The following is an 11,900-nucleotide window of genomic DNA, read 5'->3' on the forward strand; positions in this document are numbered from 1 at the left end:
TTGGGTTCATTCGATGGTTCTCGGGTCTTGTCTTCGATGCGGTTCGCCTGTTCGCCCAGGCGATCGCCGGACGACCGCGCACGGCGCAGCCGCGCGGCTTCCATCAGTTGGCGGTGTAGCCGCCGTCGACCGGCAGGATGGTTCCGGTGACGTAACGCGCCTGCTCCGAGGCCAGGAACACCACGGGGCCCGCGATGTCCTGCGGATCGCCCACGCGGCGCAGGAACGTGCGGCGCACCATCCGCTCGTGACGCTCGGTGTCATCGGCGATGTGGGCGGTCATCGGCGTCATGACCAGTCCGGGGGCGACGGCATTCACGCGCACGCCGTGCGGTCCGAAGTCGCGCGCCAGGAATTTCGTGAGCTGACCGACCGCCCCTTTCGACGCGCCATAGGCCATGTGGGCCGAGGTCGCCACGAGCGAGGTGATGGACGCCACGTTAACGACGGCACCCCGCGTCTTGCGCAGGCCGTCGGTGCATGCCACGGTGAGGTTGAGCACGCCCTTGACGTTCACCGCCATCACGTGGTCGATGTCATCCGAGAGCGACTGCGCATCGAACGCCGCGCTGCGGCCGCCGACGCCCGCGTTGTTCACGAGCACGCCCGCGGGGCCCCAGGCTTGCTGCAGGTCGGCGACCACGGCCTCGCATTGCGCGGCGTCGCGCACGTCCAGCGCGTACGGGCGCACGCGGTCCGCCGCATGTCCCGTGCGCGCGGCGGCCTCGCGCGTTTTGTCGGCGTCGATATCGGTCAACGCGACGCGACAGCCGGCCTCCAGCAGGCGGGTCGCAATGGCGAAGCCGATGCCCTGGCTCGCCCCGCTGACCAGGGCCACCGTGTCATCGAACAACGGACGCATTCAATGCCCCTGCTTGGGCAGATCCAGGCGCTGAAGCAATGGAACCCAGCGCTCGGTCTCGGCCTTCACATAGGCGGCCAGCGCCTGCGGCGTGCCGCCTCGCGGCTCCATGCCGATCGCCTGCGAACGTGCAATGAAATCCGGATCGACCAGCACCTGGGTGACGGCGCGATTGAGCTTGTCGATGGTGTCTGTGGGCGTGGCGGCTGGCGCGGACAGCGCGTACCACAGCAGGGCCTCGATGTCGTAGCCCTGCTCCTTGAACGTGGGCGCATCGGGCACCTGAGGCAGGCGCTTGGCATCCATGACGCCCAGCACACGCATCTTGCCCGCCTTGACGTGCTGCAGCGGGCCGGTGATGGAGGTCCCCTGAATGTCGATCTGGCTGCCCAGCAGCGCCTGCAAGCCGGGCGAATCGCCATTGAACGGAATGTGCGTCGTGCGAATGCCGGCCATGCCCTCGAAGGCCAGCGGCGCCAGGTTGGTCAGGATGGACGCGCCTGGCGAGCCGCGGTTGATCTTGTCCGGATGGGCCTTGGCATAGGCCACCATTTCCTTGATGTTCTTGTAGGGCAGGTCCGAGCGCCCCACGATGATGGTCGGCTGGTAAGCGATCTGCGTGACGGGCGCGAAGCTCTTCACCGGGTCGTAAGGCAGCTTGTCGTACATCACCGTGTTGCTGGCCAGGATGCTCAGCGAGCTCATGAGCACCGTGGTGCCATCCGGTTTGGAACGCGCGACGTTGTCGGCCGCCACGATGCCACTGGCGCCGGGCTTGTTGTCGACGATGGTCTGGGTGCCGCGCTTGGTGAGTTCAGCGGCCAGCAGCCGCGCGTACTGGTCGGTGCCGCCGCCGGCCGCGAAGGGCACGACGATGCGAAGGGGTTGCTGGGCCTGCGCCGTGCCGACGGCGAGGACGAGGCCGAGCAGAAAGCCGCCGAGGCGCTTCCGGGATTGCATGGCGATGTCTCCTGAATGGGGTGCCGAGATGGCTTTCCTCAGTTTAGGAGCGCGGGCTCGGCGGCATGCATCAAGGGATGAAAAGGTGCTTTGTAGTTTCGGGAGGAACGTCCGAGAGGTGTCCACCTACAGTGAACCGCCCTCGGAGGAAGCCACCGGCGCTGCACGGAGACGAAACGCAGCTTCATCTTCGCAAGATTTCACAGCCTCACATCCATCAGAAGGAAAAGCGACATCGTGAACGTCCTGAAACCACTCCTGTGTGCAGCGGCAATCGGCATTCAAATGGCCACCGCTTGCGCGGCGACACCGCAGCCCTTGCTTGAGCGCGCGCTTGCCTTGTCCGATGCGGCCGAGCCCGACGTCATCGCGTGGCGTCGTCATCTCCATCAGCACCCAGAACTTGCGTACGCCGAAGTCGAGACGGCCAAGTACATTGCCGCAGCATTGGGCAAGATCCCAGGTGTCGAAGTCCAGACCGGCATTGCCAAGACTGGCATCAAGGCCGTATTGCGTGGCGGCAAGCCCGGCCCGGTGGTTGCATTGCGCGCCGACATGGACGCCCTGCCTGTCGAGGAGCGCAACGACCTGCCGTTCCGTTCAACGGCCAAGGCCCTGTGGCGTGGCCAGGAAGTTTCGGTGTCGCATGTCTGCGGCCACGACACCCATGTGGCCATGTTGCTGGGCGCGGCTCAAGCCCTGTCGGCCCTGCGAGAGGATCTGCCCGGCACGGTGGTCTTTCTGTTCCAGCCGGCCGAAGAGATCGGCCCCGGCGCCGAAGATCCCAGCGGTGCGCTGGCGATGGTCAAGGCCGGCGTTCTGGACAATCCCAAGGTCGATGTCGTATTGGGCCAGCACATCGGCGCACAGGCGCCCAAGGGCTCCATCTCCTATCGACCTGGCGCCATGCTGGCCAGCATCGATGTGTTCAACATCAAGCTCAACGGCGCTGGCGGGCACGGCGCCGCGCCATGGGCGGCCAACTCTCCCATGTTGGCGGCGGCGGAAATTGCCCTGGGCTTGCAGAACATCGTCAGCCACCGCACCAACCCGACGATCGATGGAGGCGCCACCGTGGTGACGGTCGGCATGCTGCAAAGCGGCAACCGCTTCAACATCCTGCCCGAGACCGCAGAACTCTCGGGCACGGTACGCGCGCTGTCGGCGCAGAACCAGAAGGTCGCCCACGAGCAGATTCGCATGAAAGCCGAGCACATCGCGGCCAGCTACGGCGTCAAGGCCAATGTGCGCATCGATACCGGCGAGGGCTACGGCGTGCTTGTCAACGATGCACCGACCACGCTGGCGCTCGTCGATGCATTGAAGGCTGCAGCAGGAAAAGACAAGGTCGCGGAGATCTTGCCATCAATGGGATCGGAGGACTTTGGCGCCTTCGGCGGCACGGGCGTTCCGGTGGTGTTCTGGATTTTGAACGCCTCGCCGTACCCCGATCGGGCCGGCCCGACCAATCATTCGCCGTTGTTCACCGTCGATGAGTCCGCGATGCGCATCGGGGTGAGAGCCTTGACCAGTGCCACCCTGGCGCAAATGACACGTGCAAGGACAGGCACGCCCTGATGAATCGGATGGTCCAAGCCGCGCGGCACATGCCCTTGGAACTTCGCCCACAACTCGCGGAAGGATTTGCGCATCAGGAGACGCGCCTCCACTGGACGCATAAAGAAAAAGCCGCCGCTCAAGTGAGCAGCGGCTTGATGTGTGTTTCTGTTGGCGACACTCCGATTCGCCGAGCGAGCGCCGGGCCCTTAGCCTAGCCCCAGTGGCCGGTCCATCTCTTTGGGAAATGTCTTCGCGCTCTGGCGGCCGTGCTGACCTCTCAGCGAGGTCGAAGCGCCACGATTGAGGGGGCCTCTAGGTGCATGGGCAGCAGAAATGACGAAGGGGTTAGCAACTACTACGCTGCTAACCCCTGTCAATTTTGGTCGGTGTGAAAGGATTCGAACCTTCGACCCCTTGCACCCCATGCAAGTGCGCTACCAGGCTGCGCCACACACCGAAGCTCTCGATTATAGCGGGCTAAATTCAGTGTCCGACAGTCAGAAGCTCACGAATTTCAAAGAGTTCGCGGCGAAGGTGCAACAACTGCGACAGATCGACGCTCTGCGCGGCCGCCGTGGGCCCCGGTTCCTCGTGCACGGCGGCGTCGAATTCTTCCTGGCCGATCTCGATGGCCTCCAGGCCTTCGAGCGGCACTTCGCCCGCCTTGCGACGGTCGCGCTCGCCCTGCGTGAGTTCCTGCAGCTTGTTGCGCGCACCGCTGATGGTGAAGCCCTGGTCGTAGAGCAGGTCGCGGATGCGGCGGATCATCAGCACCTCGTGGTGCTGGTAATAGCGGCGGTTGCCGCGCCGCTTCATCGGGCGAAGCTGCGTGAACTCCTGCTCCCAATAGCGCAGCACGTGCGGCTTCACACCGCAGAGCTCGCCAACCTCACCGATGGTGAAGTAGCGTTTGACGGGAATCGGCGGGAGCGTTTTCTCCATTGAAATCAAGACTGTGCGCGGGAAACCTCATAGATTACTCTACGCGGCCGCACAGCACCAAGCACTATTCCGCGCCCAGGCTCCACTCGACTTCGGAAGTGCCGCCCTGCGGCTCGACGCTGCCCTGGATCTGCTCCTTGAGCTTCGCACTCGCATGGAAGGTGGCCACGCGGCGCTCGCCGATCGGAATGGCTTCGCCTGTGCGCGGGTTGCGCCCGGGACGCGGCGCCTTCACGCGGATCTGGAAGTTGCCGAAGCCCGAGATCTTCACGTCCGTGCCTTCGATCAGGCTACTGGCCACGAGCTCGAAGAACGCCTCCACCATGTCCTTCGACTCACGCTTGTTCAGGCCGATCTGCTCGAACAACAGGTCGGCCAAGTGCGCCTTGGTGAGCGCCGGCGTTTCGAGGGCTTCGAGCGTGAATTCGGCGGCGTTCATCTTCATCCTCTCAAGCGGCCGCCCAGGGTGGCGCCCAGTTGTTCGACGATTGCACGGACAGCGGGTTCGACCTGCTCGTCCGTCAGCGTGGCGGCATCGCTCTGAAAGGTCAGGCGCACGGCCATGCTCTTCTCGCCCGGTGCCAGCGCACCCGGCGCTGCCACGGCGCCTTCGCGCAACGGCTGCGGACGGTAGATGTCGAACAGCGTCGCATCGCGCAGCAGGCCCGAGGCGGACGCGCCCGCGCGGATGGCCTGCATCAGCGCGTCGTGCGACACCGCTTCGGCCACGACCACCGCGATGTCACGTTCGACGGCCTGGTGCTTGGGCACCGGCTGCGCCACGGGCACGGGCCGCGCCGTGACGGCGTCGAGGTCGAGTTCGAACAGCACGGGCGCCTGGGTGAAGTCCCACTTCTGGCGCCAGCGCGGATGCAGTTCGCCGATGAAGCCGATGGCTTGGCCGTCGAGCAGCACGCGGGCCGAACGGCCGGGGTGCAGCGCGGGGTGCTCGGCCGCTTCGAAGGTCGGCACGCGCGGCGCGAGCAGCGCTTCGACATCGCCCTTGACGTCGTAGAAGTCGGCGCGCTGCGGCTTGCCGTCCCAGCGCGACGCCTCGGCATCGCCCCAGGCCAGGCCCGCCACGCGCATGGGCTGGTTCACGCCGCGCACGGTGCTGTCGGTGGTGACGACGCTGTCGTCGCGCAGGAACACGCGGCCCAGCTCGAACACGCGCACGCGCGGCGCCTTGCGGTCGAGGTTGAACTTGAGCACCTGCAGCAGCGAACCGAGCAGCGACGAGCGCATCACGCTCATCTGGCTGGCGATGGGGTTCAGCAGCTTGACCGGGTTGGCGTTGCCCGCGAGGTCCTGCTCCCAGTGCGCTTCGACAAAGCTGAAGTTGATGGTTTCCTGGTAACCCAGTGCTGCAACACTGCGGCGCACGGCGAAGCGGCTGCGCTGCGCCTCGGGCCGCACGCGGGCCGTGATGGGCGCGAGCGGCGCGGTGGTCGGCAGGTTGTTGAAGCCGATCAGGCGCGCCACTTCTTCGATGAGGTCTTCCTCGATCAGCAGGTCGAAGCGGTGCGGCGGCGGCGTGACGGTCAGCGTGCCTTCGCCTTCGGTGATCGCGAAACCGAGGCGATGGAGGGCGTCGGCACATTGCGCCTGCGTCAGCGGCATGCCGATGACGCGCGCGGCACGGGCCACGCGCAGCGTGACGGGCGCGGCCTCGGGCAGGCGCAAAGTCTGGTCGTCCATCTTGCCGGCTTCGCCGCCGCAGATCTCGACGACCAGTTGCGTGATGCGCTCGATGATCTGCACGGTGCGGCTCGGGTCGACGCCGCGCTCGTAGCGGTGGCCGGCGTCGGTCGAGAAGTTGAAGCGACGCGAACGGCCCTGCACGGCCTCGGGCCACCAGAACGCGGCCTCGACGTAGATGTTGCGCGTGTCGTCGGTCACCGAGGTGGCGTCGCCGCCCATGATGCCGGCGAGCGATTCGACTTCGCGGTCGTCGGCGATGACGCCGACCTTCTCGTCGACGGTGATCGTCGTGCCGTTGAGCAGCTTGAGCTGTTCGCCCGCCTTGCCCCAACGCACCGTGAGGCCGCCGTGGATCTTGTCGAGGTCGAAGATGTGGCTGGGCTGACCGTACTCGAACATCACGTAGTTCGAGATGTCGACCAGCGGCGTCACGCTGCGCTGGCCGCAGCGCGCGAGGCGCTCGACCATCCACGCGGGCGTCGCGACCTTGGTGTTCACGCCGCGCACGATGCGGCCCGAGAAACGGCCGCACAGGTCGGGCGCCTCGACCTTGACGGGCAGCACATCGGAGAACGACGTAGCCACGGCCGCGATGGCCGGCGTCTTCAGCGGTGCGCCGGTGAGTGCGGCGAGTTCGCGCGCCACGCCGTACACGCTGAGGCCGTGCGCCAGGTTCGGCGTGAGCTTGAGCGTGAGCAGCGCGTCGTCGAGCTTGAGCACGTCGCGCACGTCGGCGCCGATGGGCGCATCGGCGTCGAGTTCGAGCAGGCCACCGTGGTCTTCGCTCAGCTTCAGCTCGCGCGCCGAGCACAGCATGCCCTGGCTCTCGACGCCGCGCAGCTTGCCCAGCTTGATGAGGAAGGGCTTGCCGTCTTCACCCGGCGGCAGTTCGGCGCCGACGAGGGCGCACGGCACCTTGATGCCGACGCGCGCATTGGGCGCGCCGCACACGATGTTCAGCAAAGCGCCCTGCCCCACGTCGACCTGGCACACGCGCAGGCGATCGGCATTCGGGTGCTGCTCGGCTTCCTTGATTTCGCCGACCACGATGCGCGTGAAAGGCGGGGCCACCGGACGGCGCTCTTCGACCTCGAAGCCACCCATGGTGAGCGTTTCGGCCAGTGCGGCGCTGTCGAGGGGCGGGTTGCAGAACTCGCGCAGCCAGGATTCCGGGAATTGCATCTCTTCGATCTCGATCTGGTTTTTCTATCTGTGGAGGGGGCGTGCTTACTGGAACTGCGAGAGAAAACGCAGGTCGCCGTCGAAGAACAGGCGCAGGTCGTTCACGCCGTAGCGCAGCATGGTGAGCCGGTCGGGGCCCATGCCGAAGGCGAAGCCGATGTAGCGCTCGGGGTCGAGGCCCATGTTGCGCACGACGTTCGGGTGCACCTGGCCCGAGCCGGCGACTTCGAGCCAGCGGCCGGCCAGCGGGCCGCTCGCGAACTGGATGTCGATCTCGGCGCTCGGCTCGGTGAACGGGAAGAAGCTGGGGCGGAAGCGCAGCACGAGGTCGTCGCGCTCGAAGAAAGTGCGGCAGAAGTCGGTGAAGACAACCTTCAGGTCCTTGAAGCTGACGTTCTCGCCGAGCCACAGGCCTTCGCACTGGTGGAACATGGGCGAATGGGTGGCGTCGCTGTCGACACGGTAGGTGCGGCCGGGCGCGATCACGCGGATCTCGGGCGCCTTCACGGTGCCGGTGGTGTCGGCAGCAGCAGCGGCGAACTCGGCCGCGTACTTCTTGGTGTGCTGGTGGGCGTAGCGCACCTGCATCGGGCTGGTGTGCGGACGCAGGTTGTAGGGAATGCCGTCGTCGCCCTTGAGGTCGACGTAGAAGGTGTCCTGCATCGAACGCGCCGGGTGGTTCGGCGGGTTGTTGAGCGAGGTGAAGCTGTGCCAGTCGCTCTCGATCTCGGGGCCGTCGGCCACGTCGAAGCCCATGCTCGAGAAGATCTCTTCGATGCGCTCCAGCGTGCGGCTCACGGGGTGCAGTCCGCCGCCGGCGCGATGGCGGCCGGGCAGGCTCACGTCGAGCGCTTCGGCGCGCAGCTGCAGCGAGAGTTCTTCATCGGCGAGTTGCTGGCGGCGATCGGTCAGTGCAGCCTCGATGGCCTGCTTGCCGACGTTGATCGCGGCGCCGCGGGACTTCTTCTCTTCGACACTCAGCGCGGCCATGCCCTTCATCAGCTCGGTGATGCGGCCCGACTTGCCAAGGAACTGGGCCTTGGCGTTTTCGAGCTCTGCGGGCGTTTTCGCTTCGGCGAAGGCGGCGCGTGCGGTGTCGACCAGGGAGTCCAACTCGTTCATAGCAACAAAAATCTTCGAGGGGAAATAAAAAAGAGCTGGAGCCTTTTCAAGCGCCAGCCCTTGAGCCGTGGGCGCAAGAAGCCGTCTGGAGACGGCAACCTGCTATGCAAAATCAAGCAGCCAGCTTGGCCTTGACCTGCTCCACGATGCCGGCAAAAGCGGCCTTGTCGTGCACGGCGATGTCCGCAAGCATCTTGCGGTCGATCTCGATACCGGCCTTGCGGATGCCGTTGGCGAACTGGCTGTAGGTCAGGCCCAGTTCACGCGAGGCGGCGTTGATACGCGCGATCCACAGCTGACGGAACACGCGCTTCTTGGTACGGCGGTCACGGTAGGCGTATTGCCCAGCCTTCATCACCGCCTGTTTGGCGACGCGGAAGACATTACCGCGGCGACCGCGAAAACCCTTGGCGAGTGCGAGAACTTTTTTGTGGCGGGCGCGAGCCGTTACACCACGTTTGACGCGAGGCATGTGTGTACTCCTTGTTCGTCTGAGTTAAATGCCACGACCGGGCAGCATGGCGGCGACAGAAACCATGTTGGTCTCATGCACTGCGACTGCACCACGCAGGTGACGCTTGTTCTTGGTGGTCTTCTTCGTCAAGATGTGACGCTTGAAGGCTTGACCGCGCTTGACGGTGCCACCGGGACGAACGCGGAAACGTTTTTTCGCGCTGCTCTTGGTCTTCATTTTGGGCATGTGAATGCTCCTTTAGTTTGTGCTCGTGAGGCGCCGCGGATACTCCACGGACTTGTTGGCCCCGAGACACTTCTTTATCTCGCCCCCGCCTGCACTTCTTGCGAAATGCGGGCCAGGGCGAAATCCCTTCAAAACCCGTCTACTGCAAATGCCTCAGGCGGTTGCCGTGGGCGCTGCTGCCGGCGCAGCATCTGCTGCCGGCTTCGGCGCCGCGCCGCCAACCTTCTTGCGGCCTGGAGCGATCATCATGATCATCTGACGGCCTTCCAGCTTCGGGAACTGCTCGACCATGATCGTGTCGCCCAGCTCGTCGCGAATGCGCTGCAAGAGTGCCAGACCGAGCTCCTGGTGCGTGATCTCGCGGCCGCGGAAGCGCAGCGTGATCTTGCATTTGTCGCCCTCTTCAAGAAAGCGCCTGATGTTGCGCATCTTGATGTTGTAGTCGCCATCGTCGGTACCGGGCCGGAACTTGATTTCCTTGACCTCGATGACCTTCTGCTTCGACTTCGCCTCGGCTGCCTTCTTCTGCTCGTGGTACTTGAATTTTCCGTACTCGATCAGGCGGCACACGGGCGGATTTGCCGCAGCAACGACCTCCACCAGATCCACGTCGGCCTCACCCGCAAGGCGCAAGGCTTCGGAAAGGCTCATGACACCCAATGGCTCGTTTTCCGGGCCGACTAGGCGGACTTCCGGGGCCATGATTTCCCGGTTCAGGCGGTGTTGGCGTTCCTCGCGGTGGCGGCGGTCGCGAAATGCAGTAGCGATGGTCAGAATCCTTCAAAGTTTGCTACAAAATCTGTAGCGATCGCCGCTCAGTCTTCGCGGACAGGCGGCACGAGATGGCAGAGAAACATATGGGGTGTTTCAGAGACAAATCAACGCTTGTCAGCAACGTCCTGGACGAGCCGTTGCGTGAACGATTCGAGGGACATTGCACCGAGGTCTTGATTGCCCCGGGCGCGCACTGCGACGGCACCTGCTTCCTTTTCCTTGTCACCCACGACGAGGATGTAAGGGAGCTTTTGCAACGAATGCTTCCGTATTTTATACGTAATCTTTTCGTTGTGCAGGTCGAGCTGGACCCTAAGCCCTTGATTTTGCAGCGTTTTCGCAACTTGCGCAGCGTAGTCGGCCTGTCCTTCGCTGATATTGAGCACCGCCACCTGCACCGGAGCGAGCCATGCGGGCATGGCGCCGGAGTGGTGTTCGATGAGCATGCCGATGAAGCGCTCGAGGCTGCCGACAATGGCGCGGTGCAGCATCACCGGGTGGGCACGACCGCTCGATTCCGTGACGTACTCCCCGCCCAGGCGCTCGGCCGTGTTGAAGTCGACCTGCATCGTGCCGCACTGCCAGTGGCGGCCGATGGCGTCGCGCAGCGTGTACTCGATCTTCGGGCCGTAGAAGGCGCCGTCGCCGGGCGAGATGACGAAGTCCACGCCCGAGCGGCGCAGCGATTCCATCACCGCGTGCTCAGCCTTGTCCCACAGTTCGTCGGAGCCGACGCGATTCTCGGGCCGCGTCGCGACCTTGTAGAGGATGTCCGTGAAGCCGAAGTCGGCATAGACCTTCTGCAGCTGCGCCGTGTAGGCGATGCATTCGTCGAGGATCTGGTCTTCCGTGCAGAAGATGTGGCCGTCGTCCTGCGTGAAGCCGCGCACGCGCATGATGCCGTGCAGCGCGCCGCTGGGTTCGTTGCGGTGGCACTGGCCGAACTCGCCATAGCGCAGCGGCAGGTCGCGGTAGCTGCGCAGGTCGCTCTTGAAGATCAGCACGTGGCCCGGGCAGTTCATCGGCTTGAGCGCGTACTCGCGCTTCTCCGACTCCGTCGTGAACATGTTGTCACGGTAGTTCTGCCAGTGGCCCGTTTTCTCCCACAGGCTCTTGTCCAGGATCTGTGGGCCCTTCACTTCCCAGTAGCCCGTGTCGCGGTAGATGCCGCGCATGTACTGCTCGACCTGCTGCCAGACCGCCCAGCCCTTCGGGTGCCAGAACACCACGCCCGGCGCCACTTCGTCGATGTGGAACAGGTCGAGTTCCTTGCCCAGCTTGCGGTGGTCGCGCTTCTCGGCTTCCTCGATGCGCTGGATGTACTGGTCCAGCTGCTTCTTGTCGGCCCAGGCCGTGCCGTAGATGCGCTGCAGCTGCTCGTTCTTGGCGTCGCCGCGCCAGTAGGCGCCGGCCAGCTTCGTGAGCTTGAAGACCTTCAGGAAGCGCGTGTTTGGCACGTGCGGGCCGCGGCACATGTCGACGTATTCCTGGTGGTAGTACAGGCCCATGGCCTGCTCGTCGGGCATGTCTTCGACCAGGCGCAGCTTGTAGTCCTCGCCGCGCGACTTGAAGACCTCGATGACTTCCGCGCGCGGCGTCATCTTCTTGATCACGTCGTAGTCCTGCGCGATCAGCTCGCGCATGCGCGCCTCGATGGCGGCCATGTCCTCGGGCGTGAACGGGCGCTCGAACGAGATGTCGTAGTAGAAGCCTTCGTCGATCACCGGCCCGATCACCATCTTGGCCGTCGGGTACAGCTGCTTCACCGCATGGCCGACCAGGTGGGCCGTCGAGTGGCGAATGATCTCCAGGCCCTCGTCGTCCTTGGGCGTGATGATCTGCAGCCTGGCATCGCGGTCGATGATGTCGCTGGCATCGACGAGCTTGCCGTCGATCTTGCCGGCCACCGTCATCTTGGCGAGGCCGGGACCGATGGACTGGGCCACTTCGGCCACCGAAACCGGGCCGGGGAACTCGCGGCGCGAGTTGTCGGGGAGCGTGATCTGGATCATGTGAAAACCTCGGGGAGAAAAACAAAAAAGCGCGGTGGATGCCGCGCTTTGCTTGGTTGATGCGCTGGAAAAACCAGCGAGCGCG

The 11,900-nt window shown here is 64.7% G+C and carries 11 protein-coding genes and 1 tRNA gene; 1 reads left to right on the forward strand and 11 read right to left on the reverse strand.

The window, feature by feature from the left end:
• Positions 1-103: 103 nt before the first annotated feature.
• Both AC1RL8_RS06270 and AC1RL8_RS06275 read right to left on the reverse strand, forming a co-directional pair.
• Complete coding sequence (locus AC1RL8_RS06270; RefSeq protein WP_492684242.1) at positions 104-862, reverse strand: SDR family NAD(P)-dependent oxidoreductase; 759 nt, start codon at positions 860-862, stop codon at positions 104-106.
• Positions 863-1,822, reverse strand: a complete 960-nt coding sequence (locus AC1RL8_RS06275; protein ID WP_492684243.1) for a Bug family tripartite tricarboxylate transporter substrate binding protein — start codon at positions 1,820-1,822, stop codon at positions 863-865.
• 237 nt (positions 1,823-2,059) lie between these two features.
• Here AC1RL8_RS06275 and AC1RL8_RS06280 point away from each other — a divergent pair, with 237 nt between their 5' ends.
• On the forward strand, positions 2,060-3,400 hold the full coding sequence (locus AC1RL8_RS06280) for a M20 metallopeptidase family protein (protein ID WP_492684244.1): 1,341 nt from the start codon (positions 2,060-2,062) through the stop codon (positions 3,398-3,400).
• Between the two features lie 362 nt (positions 3,401-3,762).
• Here the strand turns inward: AC1RL8_RS06280 and AC1RL8_RS06285 are convergent.
• The 9 genes from AC1RL8_RS06285 to thrS all read right to left on the reverse strand — a co-directional run bounded on the left by AC1RL8_RS06285 (position 3,763) and on the right by thrS (position 11,815).
• Positions 3,763-3,839 (reverse strand) — tRNA-Pro (locus AC1RL8_RS06285).
• Between the two features lie 26 nt (positions 3,840-3,865).
• Complete coding sequence (locus tag AC1RL8_RS06290) at positions 3,866-4,324, reverse strand: MerR family transcriptional regulator (RefSeq protein WP_492684860.1); 459 nt, start codon at positions 4,322-4,324, stop codon at positions 3,866-3,868.
• Positions 4,325-4,388: 64 nt separating this feature from the next.
• A complete protein-coding gene (locus tag AC1RL8_RS06295; protein WP_095747662.1) occupies positions 4,389-4,763 on the reverse strand; it encodes an integration host factor subunit alpha in 375 nt (124 codons plus the stop codon).
• A gap of 2 nt (positions 4,764-4,765) precedes the next feature.
• Entirely contained in the window at positions 4,766-7,207 is a 2,442-nt protein-coding gene (gene pheT / locus AC1RL8_RS06300) for a phenylalanine--tRNA ligase subunit beta (protein WP_492684245.1), read from the reverse strand.
• A 45-nt stretch (positions 7,208-7,252) separates the two neighbouring features.
• Positions 7,253-8,329, reverse strand: a complete 1,077-nt coding sequence (gene pheS / locus AC1RL8_RS06305; protein ID WP_056579739.1) for a phenylalanine--tRNA ligase subunit alpha — start codon at positions 8,327-8,329, stop codon at positions 7,253-7,255.
• A gap of 112 nt (positions 8,330-8,441) precedes the next feature.
• Entirely contained in the window at positions 8,442-8,801 is a 360-nt protein-coding gene (gene rplT / locus AC1RL8_RS06310; RefSeq protein WP_007832499.1) for a 50S ribosomal protein L20, read from the reverse strand.
• 24 nt (positions 8,802-8,825) lie between these two features.
• Positions 8,826-9,029 (reverse strand): 50S ribosomal protein L35, encoded by a 204-nt coding sequence (gene rpmI, locus AC1RL8_RS06315; RefSeq protein WP_007832497.1) that lies wholly within the window; start codon positions 9,027-9,029, stop codon positions 8,826-8,828.
• A gap of 153 nt (positions 9,030-9,182) precedes the next feature.
• Positions 9,183-9,806: a translation initiation factor IF-3 gene (gene infC, locus AC1RL8_RS06320; RefSeq protein WP_082818065.1), complete on the reverse strand. Its 624-nt coding sequence runs from the start codon at positions 9,804-9,806 to the stop codon at positions 9,183-9,185.
• Between the two features lie 101 nt (positions 9,807-9,907).
• Complete coding sequence (thrS, locus tag AC1RL8_RS06325; RefSeq protein ID WP_139702243.1) at positions 9,908-11,815, reverse strand: threonine--tRNA ligase; 1,908 nt, start codon at positions 11,813-11,815, stop codon at positions 9,908-9,910.
• Between the last annotated feature and the right edge of the window lie 85 nt (positions 11,816-11,900).

Source organism: Variovorax sp. GW822-FHT04E09 (assembly GCF_058800845.1).

Coding starts and splice junctions, on each gene's coding strand:
- rpmI (WP_007832497.1), bottom strand. CDS start 9,029: ATGCCCAAAATGAAGACCAAGAGCAGCGCGAAAAAACGTTTCCGCGTT.
- pheS (WP_056579739.1), bottom strand. CDS start 8,329: ATGAACGAGTTGGACTCCCTGGTCGACACCGCACGCGCCGCCTTCGCC.
- pheT (WP_492684245.1), bottom strand. CDS start 7,207: ATGCAATTCCCGGAATCCTGGCTGCGCGAGTTCTGCAACCCGCCCCTC.
- AC1RL8_RS06270 (WP_492684242.1), bottom strand. CDS start 862: ATGCGTCCGTTGTTCGATGACACGGTGGCCCTGGTCAGCGGGGCGAGC.
- rplT (WP_007832499.1), bottom strand. CDS start 8,801: ATGCCTCGCGTCAAACGTGGTGTAACGGCTCGCGCCCGCCACAAAAAA.
- thrS (WP_139702243.1), bottom strand. CDS start 11,815: ATGATCCAGATCACGCTCCCCGACAACTCGCGCCGCGAGTTCCCCGGC.
- AC1RL8_RS06275 (WP_492684243.1), bottom strand. CDS start 1,822: ATGCAATCCCGGAAGCGCCTCGGCGGCTTTCTGCTCGGCCTCGTCCTC.
- AC1RL8_RS06295 (WP_095747662.1), bottom strand. CDS start 4,763: ATGAACGCCGCCGAATTCACGCTCGAAGCCCTCGAAACGCCGGCGCTC.
- AC1RL8_RS06290 (WP_492684860.1), bottom strand. CDS start 4,324: ATGGAGAAAACGCTCCCGCCGATTCCCGTCAAACGCTACTTCACCATC.